Raw genomic sequence first — 17,793 nt, forward strand, 5'->3', positions numbered from 1 at the left:
GTTCGAGCTCCGCTACAACAAACCTCAAAGCTAAGGAATTTCTGGTTCCTTAATTTTGTGCGATGGTGTAAGAATATCCCCGACCCCATCCATCTTCAAGGATTTTGTACAACATGGCACAAAAAAAGATTTCAGAGGGCAAAGGCCGCGGTCGCCCTCGCGCGTATGACCCGCAAACAGCACTGCTGCAGGCGCTTGATGTTTTTTGGAGTACCGGATATTCCGGCGCTTCTCTCGATAGCATCGCCACCGCGGCCGGCATGAATCGCCCAAGCCTCTATGCGGCGTTCGGTGACAAGCACGCGCTCTATATCAAAGCGCTTGAGCAGTATTGGGAGTTTGCCGCTGCCGCCATGCAGGAGGCGCTGACGGACAACGAACTGACCTTGAGCCAGGCGTTGATGCGGTTTTATGAGGGGCAGTTGTCGATCTACTTCTCGGGTGACGGACAGCCGCGTGGGTGCTTTGCGATTGGCACAGCGACGACCGAAGCCGTCGAGGATTCTGAAATACGAGACGTGCTTTCGGACCGGCTCAGCAGGCTCGATGCCGATCTCGAAACGCGTCTGCGAACGGCCATCGGTTCCGGCGAGTTGAAAAGCGATGTCGACCCGGCGGCCCTTGCCGTCCTCGCGTCATCCCTGCTGCATAGCATTTCCATACGTGCGCGGGCGGGCAAATCCCGCGCTGAACTGACCGAGCTTGCGCGCAGTGCGGTCAACGTGATTTGCGGTGGGTGAGGTTTACGGTGAGTGAAGGACTCGACGATATTCTTGCCGAACAGCTAGCCGTGATTTTTTGTGGCATCAACCCAGGCGTGACTGCCGCTGCCCAAGGCCATCATTTTGCGGGCAGGGGCAATCGCTTCTGGCGCACGCTCCATCTCGCCGGGTTTACGCCTGATGAGGTGCGCCCGGAAAACGATCGGACGATTTTGCAGTATCAGTGCGGATTAACGGCCGTGGTTGAACGGCCGACGGCGCGAGCGGATCAGCTGTCTGTACATGAATTCATCGCTGCCGCTGCGGACTTTGAACAAAAGATCGCGCGCTATGCGCCACGCTTTGTGGCGTTTCTCGGTAAAGCGGCGTATTGCGCGCTATCCGGCCAACGAGACATTGCGTGGGGGCGCCAGTCGAAGACCTTTGGCAATGCCTCGGTATGGATCCTGCCCAATCCCAGTGGTCGAAATCGTGCGTTCACGCTTGATCAGCTGGTGGGCGCATACCGCCAACTCTATTTAGCAACAGGCGAGCAACTTCACCATTAAGCCAGGTACCGCCGAAACCACCCCAGCGTCCGGTCCCAGGCCAGCTTGGCCGCGGCCTCGTCGTATCGAGGCGTGGAGTCGTTATGGAAACCATGGTTGGCGCCGGGGTAGATGTACGCCTCATACGTCTTGCCCGCAGCTTTCAGTGCCTTCTCATAGGCGGGCCAGCCTTCGTTGATGCGCGTATCCAATTCGCCGTAGTGAAGCATCACCGGCGCCTTGATTCGGGCGACATCCTTGGACTCTGGCTGCCGGCCATAAAAGGACACGGCGGCCCCCAGTTCCGGGTAGGCGACGGCCGCCGCATTGACGACGCCACCGCCGTAACAGAACCCGGTGATCCCGACTTTTCCGCTGCTCGCGTCATGCTTCATCAGCCACTCGATGGCGGCGAAAAAGTCATTCATGAGCTTTTCCGGGTCGACGGTCGCCTGCAGCTCGCGGCCTTTGTCATCGTTGCCAGGATAGCCGCCCACCGACGTCAGGCCATCAGGGGCGAGGGCGATGAAGCCTGCCTTGGCCACACGCCGCGCGACGTCTTCGATGTACGGGTTGAGCCCGCGATTTTCATGCACGACCACCACCGCCGGCACCTTGCCGGTGGCTTTCGCCGGGCGTACCAGATAGCCACGGACCTGCCCGTTGCCCTTGGGGGATGGATAGGTGATGTACTCGGCAACAATGTCCGGATCGGTAAATTCAACCTGCTCGGCGAGCGCATAATTCGGACTCAGGGCCGCAAGGAGCGCGCTGGCCGTCAACCCCCCTAAGGTGAACAACGCCGCTCGATCCAGAAACTCTCGCCGGTTGATCTTGCCGTGGGCGTAGTAGTCGTACAGTTCGAGCAGTTCCGGAGCGAAGTCTTTCGCAGTGAGACGGGTCATCTGTGCGCTTCCTCTTGGGCGGGTCGATTGCTCTGTCGGTTGGACAGGGTGAGCGATACCTAACGAGCGTAGCCGCTCACAAAAAAAAGAGGCCTCGAAGACTGGGTGAAAACGCGGAGAGGGTGATTCAAGCAAACGCCCGAGATAGTTTGGGGCGCTTGCTTTTGGGTTAGGACGCGGCTGCCTGGAAATTAATGCTATCGATCGCTACAGCTCACCTGCGGCCAAGCTCTAATCGTCAGGCGGGTAGTTAAGTTTTCACACAATCCGTGGTTGTCTATTTTTTTGAAGTATTTGTTTTTACTAATTATGCAGCTCTTAGTAAGTTTTCATAGGTTGCTGTTTTTTAAAAGTCAGCAGGGCAGTCTGTGGCTTTAAGCGCGGAGGTTCAGATTTTTAGCTCTATTTGAATATGTGTAGAATTATTTCAAAGATACAATATGAAACAAATAGTCGGTTGAATCGCAATGTAACGAAATTATAGAAGTGTTCCTGTTTTCCAACGAGAAAAGTTGATTTTTCTTACGTCGCGGGTAATCGTCTGAGGTCAAAACATGGAGTTCGACGTCATTGTCGTAGGTGCAGGAGCTGTTGGTGGGTCAATCGCGTATGAGTTGTCCACGCGTGGTTTAAATGTCTGCCGAGTTGGTGAGACTGATCGTACAAATGCAGCGTCAAGGGCTGCAGGCGCGATGAATGGATGTTTCGGGGAGGTAACAAGCGGCCTACTGGCAAGTGATTTTGGTCGATTGAAATTAGATATGGACCGACAAGCTCAACATCTGTGGTCAAGTTGGGCGGAGCGCTTGGCGATATCTTCAGGTGATTCCAGTTCGTTGTTTACCGCGATTGGGACCCATGTGCTGCTCAACACCGCCGGCATGGATGAGGTGGACAGCGTTAACTACGACACCATCGAGAGAACCCTTCGTGAGTATGGTGAGCCCTTCGAAATTGTTGATCCACGCAAAATGGAGTGGCTGAAACCTAACCATCTGGTTCGCCCTTTGCGTGGGCTGTACATACCAAACGAGCACTCCGTGAATTCTCATCTTTTGCTGGAGAAACTGGATGCTGCATTTGCCTCCGAGGGCGGCACTCTAAAAAATGAGAACGCCCAACGCGTGCTGGTTGAGGGTGGGGTAGTCACCGGCATTGAGTTATGCAATGGAGAGGTTCTATGGGCTAAAAAAGTTGTGATTGCGGCAGGCGTTCAATCTTTAGACCTGCTTAGTGATTTCGACGAGCTCGTAAAGAAAATTCCACCGTTGTTCAGTGGATATGGCGTTTCAATTCTCGTGAAAATGCCAGAAGGGGTTGAATTGCCGAGTTCTGTCATACGGACGCCAAATCGTGCTTTTGCGTGCGGCTTGCACTGTGTCCCTCGTGGGGACGGCGTCCTGTATCTGGGAGCCACTAATATAATTTCCGAGCAGCCTAAACAGCAGGCTCTCATATCGGATGTACAGTTTTTGCTTGACTGTGCTGTTGATCAGTTGAACCTGGACCTTCACGGCGCTGAAATCATTTCCATACAGGTTGGCAACAGACCAATTCCGGCAGATGGTTTTCCATTGATTGGCGAGTGCGGCATCGAAGGTCTTTGGCTTGCAACAGGCACCTACCGAGACGGCCTGCACCAATCACCATTGTTGGCGCGGTATATAGCTAATTGCTTGACCGATATAGAGACTCCCGATCTGGATCTCAGCCCTTTCAAACCTGTACGTGCTCCGTTATCTGGGTTTGCCCGCGAGAATACGGTCAGGGAAACGGTACAGCAGATGTTTGCCACAGGGTATGAGTATCGTTGGGATATAAAACCTTACTGGTTTCCTTTGCTGGATGAAGGGCTGTCGCGCAATTACGAACAACTTATAAATAACTTGCACCCGTCATTTACGCCTCCGCCGGAGTTGGTCGCATTCTCCTATCTGTATGAGTCAATTTTGAAAAGACTTTCGCAGTATTACAAGGAGTGGTCATGAGTCTTACGGATCGTGAGTATCTTGCTATTAGTCAAGCGCGGGCCATGTTGCAAGCGTCTGGTGTCTGGGACTTGGAAGCCGATTTGAGTTGTCTTATAGATCGCTATATCGAACGGCTGGATAAAAGCCGTGCGCTCAATGAGTTTATGTTAGCGGTTAAAGAGCGCTGTAACCGAATTCCTCTCGGGCATATTGTTGGCATGGTGGAGTTTGACGAAATGCCGCTGGTGGTCGGTAGCGGCGTGTTTATCCCCCGCCCTCACAGCCAAATCATTCACAAGTGGCTGGAGACCAGTGCTGCGCTGCGACCGGGAGCAAGTGTTCTCGATTTGTGTGCCGGAAGCGGCGCGATTGGCTTGGCGATCGCACGGCGCAGACCGGATCTGAAAGTGACATGTGTGGAGTTTGATGAGATAGCGATGCAGTACCTCAAACGCAACATCGATCGACTGGCCTGCAAAGGGGGGCAGGTCAATCACTTGCAGGCAGACATTCGCGACAAACAGGCATTTACGCGATTCACAGACCAGGTGGGTTTGATTGTCGCTAATCCTCCGTACGTCCCACAGTCCCAAGAGTTGTTGCCTGAGTGGAGCGATCACCATCCACGGGAGTCGGTCTATTCCGGGGTCGATGGTCTTGAACTGATACGGCAAATCATCTCGCTCGCGAACCAGTTACTTAGTCGTGAAGGTTGGCTAGTCATTGAACATGGCGAGGAACAGGCCAGAGCGGTGCGTGAACTGTTCAAACAGAATCAGCTGACAAATACGCAAACTGTAATCGATAAGGAAGCGTCTGACGCCTCGGGCAGCTCAGTAATGACCATCGGATGTAAATCACATTGATTTTCAGAAAGGAGCTTTAGCTATGGATGTGCAAACCAAACAAGACTGGATGAGCATTCGTCGCGGCAACACCACTGGTGCACTGGCGAAGGCTTATGAGGAAGGTCTTACAGGTTTTACCGTTGCGAGTCGTGTGGGTAAGCACATTACCTTGCAGGACGGAGGTACATTCACAGAGTTTGTTTCCTGTTCGTACTTGGGCTTGGAAACCCACTCTGCATTGATCGATGCCGCACACCAGGCTATGGAAACTTCCGGACTGCACCTGTCGTCTTCTCGAAGTGCAATGCGCCCAAGTTACCTACCTCAACTGGAAGAGTTGCTTGCTCAGATTTACAGAGGTTGCGGCGTTGCGGTGTTTACTTCTACCAGCAGTGTCCATTTAGGTGTTTTACCGTTGCTGGGGAGTGGTTCGTTGAGTGGGTATCCGGTCAAAAAACGAATCCACTGGCTGATGGACAAAACCGCCCATGCTTCAATGCAGGTACTTAGGGGGATTTTGGAGCAGTTCGGACCTGTTTCTAGAGTTGAGTCCACCAGCCAGGAATCAATGACCACAGCGCTGAAAATTTGCACCGACAAAGGTGAAACTCCTGTGCTCTTGATCGATGGAATCGGTTCGATGAGTGGTCTTGTACCCATCGCCGAGCTCTCTCGGCAGCTAGAGTCGGCACAGGGATACCTTTACGTAGACGATGCTCATGGTATTTCGATCGTCGGACGTCATGGTGCGGGATATGCCTTTTCAGCGGTTGATCACTCATTACCTGCAAATATTATTCTGGCAGGGTCTCTCTCCAAGGCATTTGGTGGCGCGGGTGGTTTTGTCGTGGTTTCAGATCCACGGGATGTTGAAGTTATCCGAACCCTGGCCAATCCGCTGATATTTGGTCATTCCATTATGGTGCCCATGTTGGCGGCGAATGTTGCCTCGGCAAAAATCCATCTCAGTGAAGAGATCGATTTGCTGCAACGGCGACTTTGGGAAAATGTCGCCCTTTTAGATTCCCTCACCGACAACCAGTTGCTCAATGCAGGTATCCAGTCACCTGTCAGAGGAGCCTTCTTTGAAACAGAGGAGGCCGGCTTACAGGCTGCGAGAACCCTGCGTGACCAAGGCATGCTGCTCTTTCCGGTGTTTTACCCAATCATTGCCAAAGGCAAAGCGATGCTGCGTTTTGCAATTTCAGCAGACCACAGTGGCAAAGACATTAAGTTATTGGGGGCTGCTCTAGGGGTGATGACGAGCAAGGGGTTATGGACGCCGGCTATCAATGAGCGCGATCACGCCTGACTGGCGACTCTCTTCCAGAAATTGGCTAACGGAGATGCAAAAGATGAAACAACAGGGACAGTTATCACAGACAGGCACGTCTAACATTTTGCAGCCGCAGCGGGAGCGGCTTGACTCGATAAATTTGCAAGTCGTCGACCTGCTTTCTGAGCGAATGAAAGTGTGCATGGACATTGCCGAACTCAAAGCCGTCCATGGTATTGCGATGATGCAGCCCGGACGAATTTCCTACGTGCTCGATATGATTAAGACTAGATCGGTGGCGGTAGGATTGAGGCCGGAATACACCGAGTCGATATTCAAACTGATTATAGAAGAGACGTGTATTCAGGAAGACGTCCTGATCAATCAGTGTCTGGCCCCGGGGCGACCCTCATGAAAATATTGCTGATTGATAACTTTGATTCCTTCACCCAAAACATCGCTCAGTATTTATATGAGGTGACAGGTATTTGCGCGGACGTAGTCAAAAATACCCTTCCGTACAATGAATTGGGCATAGAAAAATATGACGCTGTAGTGCTGTCGCCCGGCCCAGGGCACCCCGGACAGGAGGGAGATTTCGGAGTGTGCGGTGACGTCATTCTCCGTTCTCCTGTCCCGTTGCTTGGTATTTGTCTAGGACATCAAGGCATCGCTCAATTTCTTGGGGGGACGGTGGGATACGCTCCCAACCCTGTGCATGGCTACCGCAGTCGGATTACTCATTCAGGCAAAGGGCTCTTTCGAGATCTGCCGGAACAGTTCGAAGTGGTCAGATACCATTCGTTGATGTGTACAAGCCTACCAGCAGAGCTCCAATGTACGGCCTGGACGTCTGAAGGTGTGGTCATGGCAATCGAACATATCACCAGACCGGTTTGGGGTGTCCAGTTCCACCCCGAATCCATCGATTCAGAATATGGCCATGCGTTATTGAGCAACTTCGTACGCATGGCGCTTGAACATAACGTCAGTGCTAGAGCTCACTTAGAGTCCGATACGGAATGTACGTCATCAAAAGATGCATACGTCGCAGTAGGGGGGATGCTGAACATGCAGCTTACCTACCGCGAGTTTTCCGAATGCACGGATCCACCATCAGTATTTTCAACGCTCTATGCAGATGATCGTTATGCTTTTTGGCTAGACTGCGAGAAGTCGGAAAGACCTAATGCCCGCTACTCGATCATGGGTAGTGGAGAGGCGCAAGGAGCGATCAGGCTTGAGTACGATGTCAACGATGAGTGCCTGAAACTTGAGGGCCCCAAGGGCAAAAAAAGCATCAAAGGAGACTTTTTTACACTGATTGCACAAGTCTTCGAAGCTGTGCAGGTGGCAACCCCTCAGTACTTGCCGTTTGTTTTCAAGGGCGGTTTTGTTGGCTACCTCGGTTACGAATTGAAAGCACTGGCGGGTGGACGCAAAATTTACCGTTCGATTTATCCGGATGCTTCATTCATGTTTGCGCCGCATTTCTTTGTCTTTGATCATCATGAAGACAAGGCCTATGAATGCCTGATGACTGCGACTGGCGATGCTGTGGAGTGGCCACCCTTACCTGATTTTCTCCATCGTAATGATGCGCCAGTTGGTCATTGCAGTTCGTTTATTCCAGGTGCCGTAGATCAGCTGAAGCTCTCGCTTGAGGACGGGCCAGATGAGTACATCAGTAAGATCAATCAATCTCTCCAGTACATCACCGATGGGGAGTCGTACGAGATCTGCCTGACCAATAGGGCAAAAATGGCGTACAGCGGTGCGCCTTTGAGTGCTTATTGGCGAATGCGCCAGGCCAGCCCCGTACCCTACGGTGCCTATCTCTCGTTTGCAGGATTTTCAGTATTAAGCGCTTCGCCCGAAACCTTTCTCAGAATCGATGACAGTGGATTGATCGAGTCCAGACCGATCAAGGGAACCAGGCCACGTAGTGAACAATTCGTAGAGGACCAAATACTGCGAGATGAACTACGTAACTCGGCCAAGGACAGAGCAGAGAACCTAATGATTGTCGATTTGGTGCGCTATGATTTGAATCAAGTGTGCCGTCCAGGGAGCGTTCATGTTCCTGAGATTTTCTCAGTGGAAAGCTTTTCCTCGGTCCACCAACTTGTCTCAACAGTTCGTGGGCACCTTCGCTCGGATATTTCAACGATCGAAGCTATTCGAGCCTGCTTTCCAGGTGGCTCAATGACGGGAGCTCCGAAGAAACGCACGATGGAAATTATTGACGTATTGGAGTCCTCTGCCCGTGGTGTCTACTCAGGCGCATTAGGATGGTTATCTTTCAGTGGTGGAGCGGAGCTGAGTATTGTCATCCGAACAGCAGTGCTCCAGGGTAACGAGGCGAAATTTGGAATTGGTGGCGCGATTGTTGCGCACTCCGATCCACTGCAAGAGCTTGAAGAAACTTTGGTCAAGGCTAGCGTGCCTTTTTACAGTTTTGTCGCAGGGAGCGAATCATGATGAGCGACACGGTTGTCGTGTTGGGGGGAGCGGGTTTGGTTGGCTCATTGATCAGCCGCATTCTTATGCAATATGGATACGATGTCCGGGTGGTGGATCGCAGGCCTTCCGAACAGGAAAGTGACTTCTATGAAGTCGATGTCACAAGTCCGTTCAGCAACACCGGGCACATCTTTCAAGGGGCAGTGGCAGTAGTCTTTGCGTTGCCCGAAAACGTCGCTATCCGGGCAATACCTTGGGTTGTTGGCTCCGTTTCGAACGATGTTGTATTCATACCGACTTGTTCTGTTCAGGAGCCTTTTTACAGAGCATTGAAGAATGCTTCGTCCCAGCAGCCTTTCGTCGGCGTCAATCCGATGTTTTCACCCAAGCTCTCCGTTCAGGGACGCACCGTCGCAGTTTGTCTGGAAGATGGCGACTCGCCTTTGACTTTCATCGAACAGCACCTGATGGGGGCTGGGATGAAGATAAAGCGAATGACGCCGGTGGCCCATGATGAGCTCATGGCGCTATGCCAGGCGCTGCCCCATGCCGCAATTCTCGGGTTCGGTTTGGCGTTGGCAAAGTCTTCACTTGATCTGGAAAGCGCTCTTGAAGTGATGCCACCACCGATGCGGACAATGATGGCGTTGTTGTCCCGGGTTCTGGTCAATCCGCCTGAAGTCTATTGGGACATACAACTAGAAAATGACCAGGCCAACCACCAGCGCGCCGCGCTGGCGGAAGGGATGGAACGCTTGATGGATAATGTCTCTAATCAGGATTTTGACGAGTTCAGACGTGACTTACAGGGCGTTTCAAATGCTTTGGGGAGTCGTTTGAACTCGGGGGCCGTTGATTGTCAGCACGTTTTTTCATTACTGAACTGACCGAGTCCTCGCCATGGAAGTGCGCTGGGTTCGTTTCACGGGTGCATTGCGAAATCTCCCGTGAATACTTTGAGGAAGATAAGGAGCTTGGCTGATGTCGTTAATAAGTGAGACAACGCAACACAGAGCAAAACGATGGTCAGCCCTAAGCGTGCTGATGCTGCCAGTACTACTGGTGACCGTAGACAATACGGTGCTTGGATTCGCGTTACCAAAGATTGCCGAGGCCCTGAGTCCGAGCGCTAGTCAGCAGTTATGGATGATTGATGCCTATTCGCTGGTATTGGCGGGATTACTGGTGTCGATGGGTAGTCTGGGCGATCGAATCGGTCATCGAAAGTTGTTACTGGCTGGGTCTTTGGGTTTTGTCGTTGTGTCGGTGTTGACCGCCTATTCCCAAACGGCCATGCAACTGATTGCCGGTCGAGCTTGCATGGGGATTTTCGGTGCGATGTTGATGCCCTCAACGTTGGCATTGATACGTTCGGTGTTTGTGGATCGAGAGGAACGGAGAATAGCTGTCGCGATCTGGGCAACAACGCTGACGGTAGGATCAGCACTCGGTCCTTTGGTCGGTGGGGTTTTGCTGGAGTTTTTCAGCTGGGGGGCGATTTTCCTATTGGCGATACCCGTATTGGTGCCGTTGTTGGTATTGGGACCGGTGTTGTTGCCCGAGTCCGAGAAAGACTGTTCAGGGTCATTGGATCCGCTAAGCATCCTGCAATCGATGGTTGCCCTTAGTGCCATCGTTTATGGCATTAAACACAGCGCCAGTAATGGTCTCGACGGGATGGCGCTGACAGCATTTGTAATCGGCACGGTTGCTGGGTGGATGTTTGTGCATCGGCAGTTACGTCTGCCTGTGCCGCTGATGGATCTGAGTCTGTTCCGAAGTGGCACCTTTAGCGGCTCCGTACTCATCAATCTGATGAGCCTCGCGTTCCTCGTCGGCTTTGTGTTCTTCACCACTCAGTTCTTACAGATCGTTCTTCAGATGTCACCGTTGAATGCCAGCTTTGCGTTAGTACCTGGTCAGATCATGGCGATCGTAGTGGGAATGGCAGTCGTGCCTGTAGCGCGGCGAGTACAGGTGCATGTACTGATACCGATTCTGATGGCGTTTGCCGGGGCGGCGTTTTTGTTGGTCGCCACCATCGGCAGCAGTCTGATCGTTCTGGTGGTGGCTTTTGCCTTGCTGAACATTGGCGTGGGCGCGATCGCGACGGTATCCAACGATGTGATTTTGTCGGCTGCACCGCCGGAAAAGGCGGGTGCGGCGTCGGCCATTAGTGAAACGGCCTATGAAGTGGGTGTGGTTTTGGGGACGACGGTGCTCGGTGGTCTCGTCACTGCCTACTATCGCGGTGCATTGCAGCTGCCGGGCTTTTTGAGCGAGGTGCAGACGATGCTGGCGAGTGAGACGCTATCGGGTGCTAATCATGTAGCGGTGCAGTTGTCGCAAGATCAAGCACAAGCGCTGATGACGCAGGCGGGAAGTGCATTCGAGGGTGGAATTAATCTGGTTTCGTGGGTGACGTTCGGCTTGGCACTCATGGCGATTTTAATTGCCTGGCGCGCTCTGCGGATACCGAAGACGAAGCTTGCTGAAGGGCAGTGATCGAAAACGAACGTCGGGCCGTTTACCACACGGCCCGACTGTTTCAGTGCTCGCAGTTACCGAACAGATTCCTGGTTTTCACCCAGTCTGCTCAGCCTCTGTTGCTCCCTCTATTTACGCCCTCGACTGCTTGTACGCGCGCCGGAATTTATGCAGCAGCGGTTCGGTATAGCCATTGGGTTGTGCACATCCCTCGAACACCAGTGCGCAGGCCGCTTGAAACGCAACCGACTGCTCGAAGTCCGGCGCCATTGGCGTGTAGATCGGATCGGCAGCGTTTTGCTCATCGACGACCCGCGCCATGCGCTGCAATATCTCGACGGTCTGGTCCTTGGTGATCACTCCGTGTCGCAGCCAGTTGGCCATGTGCTGGCTGGAAATGCGCAAGGTCGCGCGATCTTCCATCAACCCCACGTTATGGATGTCGGGCACCTTCGAGCAGCCGATGCCTTGTTCAACCCAGCGCACCACATACCCCAGCAAACCTTGCGCGTTGTTTTCGACTTCCTGCCGAATCTCATCGGCCGACCAGGATGGGGCGGTGACGACCGGCACGCTGAGCAAGCCGTCCAGAAGTGCCGGGCTGGCGCCACCGAAGTCCGTTGTTTCAAGGGACTTCTGCACCGAGCGCACGTTGACCTTATGGTAATGCAGCGCGTGCAAGGTGGCGGCGGTCGGAGAGGGCACCCACGCGGTATTCGCGCCCGCTTTCGGGTGGGCGATTTTTTGTTTGAGCATATCGGCCATCCGGTCCGGCATGGCCCACATGCCTTTGCCGATCTGCGCCCGCCCACGCAATCCACAGTCCAGACCGACGAGCACGTTGTTGCGCTCGTAGGCCTCGATCCACGAGGTGTTTTTCATGTCGCCCTTGCGCAACATCGCGCCCGCTTCCATGGCGGTGTGCATCTCGTCACCGGTGCGATCCAGAAAACCGGTGTTGATGAACGCGACCCGTGAGGAAGCTGCTGCGATGCAGGCCTTGAGGTTGACGCTGGTGCGCCGCTCCTCGTCCATGATGCCCATTTTCAGGGTATGGCGTTCGAGCTGGAGCAGCTCTTCGATGCGGCTGAACAACTGCTCGGCGAAGGCCACTTCGGCGGGGCCGTGCATTTTCGGTTTGACGATGTAGACGCTACCGGTGCGGGAATTGCCGCGGCGTTGCAGGTCATGCAGGGCAATCAGGCTGGTGATGACGCCGTCGAGAATGCCCTCCGGGATTTCCAGTCCGCCCTTGTCGAGAATCGCCGGGCTGGTCATCAGGTGTCCGACGTTGCGGATGAACAGCAACGACCGCCCGTGCAGCGACAGTGAGCGGCCATCGGCGGCAGTGTACTCGCGGTCCGGGTTCAGCCGTCGTGTGATGGTTTTACCGTTTTTCTCCAGGTCCTCTTTCAGGTCGCCCTTCATCAAACCCAGCCAGTTGCGGTACACCTGCACCTTGTCCTCGGCGTCTACCGCCGCCACCGAGTCTTCACAATCAATGATGGTCGAGAGGGCTGCTTCAATCAGCAGGTCCTTGACCCCAGCGGCGTCAGCCTGACCGATCACGCTCTGGCGATCGATCTGAATCTCTACGTGCAGATCGTTGTTTTTCAGCAGGATGGCCGTGGGGTCGGTGAGCGAACCTTGGTAGCCGATGTACTGCGCGGTGTTCGATAAACCGGTTTGGCTGCCGTCATTCAAAGTGGCTTCCAGTGTGCCGTTGTCGATCCGGTAGCGTGACGCCGCTGCATGGGAGCCGTTGATCAAGGGGAATGCCTGATCCAGAAACGCCCGTGCAAAAGCGATGACTTTCTCCCCGCGCAAGGGATTGTAAGTCCGGCCCGGTTCGGCACCGCCATCATCGGAAATCACATCGGTACCGTACAGCGCGTCGTACAGCGATCCCCAGCGCGCATTCGCGGCATTCAGCGCATAACGCGCGTTGACGGCCGGGACGACCAGTTGTGGTCCGGCCTGCACACTGATCTCTGTATCGACGTTGGCGGTGCTGACCTTGACGTCTGCGGGTTGCGGTTGCAGGTAACCAATACCGCTCAGAAAGCTGCGATAAGCCGGCATGTCCGTCACCGGTCCCGGATGGGCGCGGTGCCAGGTGTCCAGTTCGGTTTGCAGGCGATCACGCTCAGCCAGCAGCGCGCGGTTGATAGGTGCCAGTTCATGCACCAGTGCGGCGAAACCACTCCAGAACGCTTGAGGGTCCAGGCCGGTTCCCGGCAGCACGTCCAGATCAACGAAACGTTGCAAGACAGGCGCGACCGTGAGGCCTTGGCAGTTCACGAAATCGGTCACTTTTTGCATCTCCATCACACAGTGTTATCGAGCGCTAAATCGCGCCCGGCTCAATTCAGTTCAGGCATTGCGCCCCGGCCTTGGCCACCTGCGCGTCCTGCTCGGCTTTGACACCGGAGACCCCGACCGCGCCAATCACCTGGCCGTCGACGATGATGGGCACGCCGCCTTCAAGCGAGGTCAATAGTGGCGCGGACAAAAAGGCGTGGCGCCCGCCATTGACCATCTCTTCATAACCTTTGGATTCACGCCGACCGAGGGCCGAGGTGCGGGCCTTTTCGGTGGCGATGTAGGCGCCAATCGGAGCGCAACCGTCGAGGCGTTCAAGGGCCAGAGGATGGCCGCCGTCATCGACAACCACGATGGTCACGGCCCATTGGTTGTTCTGTGCTTCGGTGCGTGCAGCCGCGAGGATTTGGCTGACTTCGGTCTGGCTCAGTACGGCTTTGCTTTTCATGGGGATTCTCCAGTGTTCGGTTAGGGCAAGGCGGCTTCGACCAGTTCGATCCAGTGCCTGACAGGGGTTCGGCCCGCACCGTCGAGGTGGGACTGACAGCCGATATTGGCCGTGACAATGACTTCGGGATGTCCGCTTTCCAGCGCATTGAGCTTGTTGTCGCGCAGTTGCCGGGACAGTTCGGGTTGGGTCAGCGAATAGGTGCCCGCCGAGCCGCAACACAGGTGACCGTCGGCAACCGGCGTGAGGTTGAAGCCCAGACTCGTCAGAATCGCTTCCACCGCACCCCCCAGTTTCTGCGCGTGCTGCAAGGTGCAGGGGCAATGAAAGGCCAGGCGCTGGTCGCTGTGGATGCCGAGCTTTTCCAGCGGCTCATCGCGCAGCACTTCGACCAGATCCTTTGCGAGCGCACTGACCTTTTTCGCCTTCTCGGCATAGGCCGGGTCGGTGCTGAGCAGGTGACCATAATCTTTGATGAAGGCACCGCAACCGCTGGCGGTTTGCACGATGGCCTCAGCGCCGTTTTCAATGCTCGGCCACCACGCATCGATATTGCGGCGGGCGCGATCCAGGCCGGCCGCCTGAGCGTCGAGGTGATAATCCACGGCGCCGCAACAGCCCGCCTCGCGGGTCGGTGTGACGCTGATCCCCAATCGATCCAGCACTCGGGCGGCAGCCGCGTTGGTATTGGGTGACAGGCTCGGTTGCACGCAGCCTTCGAGCATCAGCACCTGCCGGGCGTGGCGAGTGACCGGGCGCGGCTTGGCCGGATAGACGCGGCGAGGCAACTTTATCTGCAAGGTGTTGGGCAACAACGCCCGGAACATCTGGCCGCTGCTGACCAGCCCTTTGAACAGCGCCGGATTGGGTACGACGCTGCGCAATCCCTCGCGCAACAAGCGCTGACCAAGTGGGCGCGGCACCGCCGCATCGACCACCGCCCGGCCGATGTCCAGCAAGTTGTGATAGTCGACGCCGGAAGGGCAGGTGGTTTCGCAGTTACGGCAGGACAGGCAGCGATCCAGGTGTTGCTGGGTCTTTTGCGTAACTTCGTTGCCTTCCAGAACCTGCTTGATCAGGTAGATGCGGCCCCGCGGTCCATCCAGTTCATCGCCCAGCAATTGATAGGTCGGGCACGTGGCATTGCAGAAACCGCAGTGCACGCAGGTGCGCAGGATGCTTTCGGCTTCTTCGGCGCGGGGCAGCTGGCGGGCTTGTTCGCTCAAGGTGGTCTGCATGGGTCAAAGCTCCGCGTACAGGCGTCCGGGGTTGAAGATGCCCCGGGGATCGAGTTGTTGCTTCAAGTTCCGGTGGTAGCGCATCAATGCGGCAGGCAACGGTTGAAACGGACTGTCGATCAGGCCATGGCTGTAGCAGGTCACATGCCCGCCGACTTCTTCCACGATCGAGCGAATGAACGCTGCCTCCGCGTCGGATTTGAGCCAGCGCTGTGCACCGCCCCAATCGAGCAACTGACGGCCAGGCAGGGAAAGCCGAGGCGTGTTGTGAGGAACGGACAGGCGCCAAAGTGCCTGGTCCTCATCGAAGAAGCTCAATCGATGTTCGTTGAGATCCTCCCAGTACGAGGCGTCGAGCAACTCTCCGCCCAATCGGTCATGTGCCGCCGCCACCGAGCCTTCGCCACCCTCAAGCCGCAGGTGCAGGCGCTGCCCATCGTGGCACGCAGCGCTGATCGGTAGCGGCTGTTGCCCCCATTCTGCGAGGCGCAGCAAGGCGCGATCGCTGTCCATGTCCAGGCTGATGCTCAAGCATTGACGCGGCTTGGGCAGGACCTTGAGCGAGACTTCGGTCACCACACCCAGCGAGCCATAACTGCCGGCCATCAAGCGCGACAGGTCGTAGCCAGCGACGTTTTTCATGACTTCGCCGCCAAAGCGCAAATGCTTGCCGTGGCCGGTGATGACCCGTGTCCCGAGGACGAAGTCCCTGACGGACCCGGACCAGGGACGCCGTGGTCCCGACAGCCCGCTGGCGATCATGCCGCCGACCGTCGCGCCGTCGCCGAAGGAGGGCGGTTCGCAAGGCAACATCTGCTGCGCCGCGTCCAGCACTTCAGCCAGTTCTGCCAACGGGGTGCCGCAGCGGACGGTGATCACCAGCTCGGTCGGGTCGTAGCTGACGATGCCTCGGTGGCTGCGCGTGTCGAGCACTTCGCCCGCCGCGATGCGCCCTAGAAACGCCTTGCTGTTGGAGCCTTGAATGCGTAATGGCGTGGCGTTTTGCAGCGCCTGGTTGACCTGCTCCAGCAGCGAGGCGCTGTCGTCGATATCGTGTTCGCTGCGCATCAGAAACGCTCCAGTTCAGGGAAGGGCATCTGACCCATGTGAACGTGCATGGCGCCGAACTCGGCGCAGCGGTGCAGCGTCGGAATGTTCTTGCCGGGGTTGAGCAAGCCACTCGGATCGAAGGCGGCTTTGACGGCATGGAACACGGTCAACTCATCGCTATTGAACTGCGCACACATCTGATTGATTTTCTCCCGGCCCACGCCGTGTTCACCGGTAATGCTGCCGCCGACCTTCACGCATAATTCGAGGATCTTGCCGCCCAGGGCTTCGGCGCGATCGAGTTCGCCCGGTTGGTTGGCATCGAACAGAATCAGCGGGTGCATGTTGCCGTCACCGGCGTGGAAAACATTGGCCACCCGCAGGTCGTACTCAGCCGACAATGTGGCGATCGCGTGCAGCACGCCGGGCAACTCGCGGCGCGGAATTGTCCCGTCCATGCAGTAATAATCCGGTGAGAGACGGCCCACCGCCGGAAAGGCATTCTTGCGTCCGGCCCAGAAGCGCACGCGTTCGGCTTCATCGCGGGCCTGGCGCACTTCGGTGGCGCCGGCCTGTTCCAGCACCTGGCGCACGCGGTCGCAGTCATCATGAACGTCGGCTTCAACGCCATCGAGCTCGCACAGCAGAATGGCTTCGGCATCGACCGGATAGCCGGCGTGGATAAAGTCTTCGGCGGCGCGAATGGCCAGGTTGTCCATCATCTCCAGGCCGCCGGGGATGATGCCGGCGGCAATAATGTCACCCACCGCGCGGCCAGCCTTCTCGACGGAATCGAACGCCGCCAGCAGCACTTTGGCGGTCTGGGGTTTGGGCAGCAGTTTGACCGTGACCTCGGTGATGACACCGAGCATGCCTTCGGAACCGGTGAACAACGCCAGCAGATCGAAGCCCGGAGAGTCGAGCGCTTGCGAGCCCAGGGTCAGGTGTTCGCCGTCGACGGTGAGGATGTCGACCTTGAGCAGGTTATGCACGGTCAGCCCGTACTTCAGGCAATGCACGCCACCGGCGTTTTCCGCCACATTACCGCCGATAGAACAGGCGATCTGCGAGGAAGGGTCCGGCGCGTAATACAAACCAAACGGCGCTGCAGCCTGGGAAATCGCCAGGTTACGCACCCCAGGCTGAACTCGGGCCGTGCGGGCGGCGGGGTCTATGTGCAGAATGCTGTTGAAGCGCGCCATCACCAGCAGCACGCCTTTTTCCAGCGGCAATGCACCGCCGGACAAACCCGTGCCGGCACCTCGGGCGACCACCGCGACCTGCCGTTCATGGCAGAGCCGAAGCACGCCTTGCACCTCGTCGATGTGGCGCGGCAGCACCACCAGCATGGGCGTTGTGCGGTAAGCAGAAAGTCCGTCGCATTCGTACGGTTTGAGCTCTTCCTGTTGATGCAGAACTTCCAGATCCGGCCACTGTGTTTGCAGGGCCTGTAGCAAGGCAGCTCTGTCGACATCAGGCAGGACGCCGTCGACGCGCTCATCGTAAAGAATGTTCATAGTCGGTTGACGACCCTCAG

15 protein-coding genes are annotated in these 17,793 nt (G+C 56.0%); 9 read left to right on the forward strand and 6 right to left on the reverse strand.

Annotation, left to right across the window (positions count from 1 at the left end; all coding sequences use genetic code 11):
• Positions 1-113: 113 nt before the first annotated feature.
• Together ACA059_RS13370 and mug are read left to right on the forward strand one after the other, a co-directional pair.
• A complete protein-coding gene (locus ACA059_RS13370) occupies positions 114-740 on the forward strand; it encodes a TetR/AcrR family transcriptional regulator (protein ID WP_497634209.1) in 627 nt (208 codons plus the stop codon).
• A gap of 8 nt (positions 741-748) precedes the next feature.
• Positions 749-1,270 (forward strand): G/U mismatch-specific DNA glycosylase, encoded by a 522-nt coding sequence (gene mug / locus ACA059_RS13375; protein WP_497634211.1) that lies wholly within the window; start codon positions 749-751, stop codon positions 1,268-1,270.
• Here mug and yghX read toward each other — a convergent pair.
• Positions 1,267-2,154 (reverse strand): YghX family hydrolase, encoded by an 888-nt coding sequence (yghX, locus tag ACA059_RS13380; RefSeq protein WP_497634213.1) that lies wholly within the window; start codon positions 2,152-2,154, stop codon positions 1,267-1,269. The genes mug and yghX overlap by 4 nt on opposite strands.
• A gap of 554 nt (positions 2,155-2,708) precedes the next feature.
• Here yghX and ACA059_RS13385 point away from each other — a divergent pair.
• The 7 genes from ACA059_RS13385 (at position 2,709) to ACA059_RS13415 (ending at position 11,216) form a co-directional block, all read left to right on the forward strand.
• Positions 2,709-4,142, forward strand: coding sequence for an NAD(P)/FAD-dependent oxidoreductase (locus tag ACA059_RS13385; RefSeq protein WP_497634215.1), 1,434 nt, complete (start codon positions 2,709-2,711; stop codon positions 4,140-4,142).
• Positions 4,139-4,990, forward strand: coding sequence for a HemK/PrmC family methyltransferase (locus tag ACA059_RS13390; protein ID WP_497634217.1), 852 nt, complete (start codon positions 4,139-4,141; stop codon positions 4,988-4,990). The genes ACA059_RS13385 and ACA059_RS13390 overlap by 4 nt, the downstream gene beginning before the upstream one ends.
• Positions 4,991-5,012: 22 nt before the next feature.
• Positions 5,013-6,284 carry an aminotransferase class I/II-fold pyridoxal phosphate-dependent enzyme gene (locus ACA059_RS13395; protein WP_497634218.1) on the forward strand — a complete coding sequence of 424 codons (1,272 nt, stop codon included), beginning with the start codon at positions 5,013-5,015 and terminating at the stop codon, positions 6,282-6,284.
• Entirely contained in the window at positions 6,265-6,663 is a 399-nt protein-coding gene (locus tag ACA059_RS13400; RefSeq protein WP_497634220.1) for a chorismate mutase, read from the forward strand. Before ACA059_RS13395 ends, ACA059_RS13400 begins: the two co-directional genes overlap by 20 nt.
• Complete coding sequence (gene pabB, locus ACA059_RS13405; RefSeq protein ID WP_497634222.1) at positions 6,660-8,729, forward strand: aminodeoxychorismate synthase component I; 2,070 nt, start codon at positions 6,660-6,662, stop codon at positions 8,727-8,729. Before ACA059_RS13400 ends, pabB begins: the two co-directional genes overlap by 4 nt.
• Positions 8,726-9,598, forward strand: coding sequence for a prephenate dehydrogenase dimerization domain-containing protein (locus tag ACA059_RS13410; protein WP_497634223.1), 873 nt, complete (start codon positions 8,726-8,728; stop codon positions 9,596-9,598). The genes pabB and ACA059_RS13410 overlap by 4 nt, the downstream gene beginning before the upstream one ends.
• A gap of 94 nt (positions 9,599-9,692) precedes the next feature.
• Entirely contained in the window at positions 9,693-11,216 is a 1,524-nt protein-coding gene (locus ACA059_RS13415; RefSeq protein ID WP_497634225.1) for an MFS transporter, read from the forward strand.
• Between the two features lie 114 nt (positions 11,217-11,330).
• On the opposite strand, the gene ACA059_RS13420 is transcribed toward ACA059_RS13415, so the two are convergent.
• The 5 genes from ACA059_RS13420 to glcD are packed head-to-tail and all read right to left on the reverse strand — an operon-like array spanning position 11,331 to position 17,773.
• On the reverse strand, positions 11,331-13,511 hold the full coding sequence (locus ACA059_RS13420) for a malate synthase G (RefSeq protein ID WP_497634227.1): 2,181 nt from the start codon (positions 13,509-13,511) through the stop codon (positions 11,331-11,333).
• Between the two features lie 55 nt (positions 13,512-13,566).
• Positions 13,567-13,968 carry a heme-binding protein gene (locus ACA059_RS13425; protein WP_134097463.1) on the reverse strand — a complete coding sequence of 134 codons (402 nt, stop codon included), beginning with the start codon at positions 13,966-13,968 and terminating at the stop codon, positions 13,567-13,569.
• A 20-nt stretch (positions 13,969-13,988) separates the two neighbouring features.
• On the reverse strand, positions 13,989-15,206 hold the full coding sequence (gene glcF, locus ACA059_RS13430) for a glycolate oxidase subunit GlcF (protein ID WP_497634228.1): 1,218 nt from the start codon (positions 15,204-15,206) through the stop codon (positions 13,989-13,991).
• A 3-nt stretch (positions 15,207-15,209) separates the two neighbouring features.
• A complete protein-coding gene (gene glcE, locus ACA059_RS13435) occupies positions 15,210-16,274 on the reverse strand; it encodes a glycolate oxidase subunit GlcE (RefSeq protein WP_497634229.1) in 1,065 nt (354 codons plus the stop codon).
• Positions 16,274-17,773 (reverse strand): glycolate oxidase subunit GlcD, encoded by a 1,500-nt coding sequence (gene glcD / locus ACA059_RS13440; RefSeq protein WP_497634230.1) that lies wholly within the window; start codon positions 17,771-17,773, stop codon positions 16,274-16,276. Before glcD ends, glcE begins: the two co-directional genes overlap by 1 nt.
• Positions 17,774-17,793 lie beyond the last annotated feature (20 nt).

It is taken from the genome of Pseudomonas sp. LBUM1647 (genome assembly GCF_059716175.1).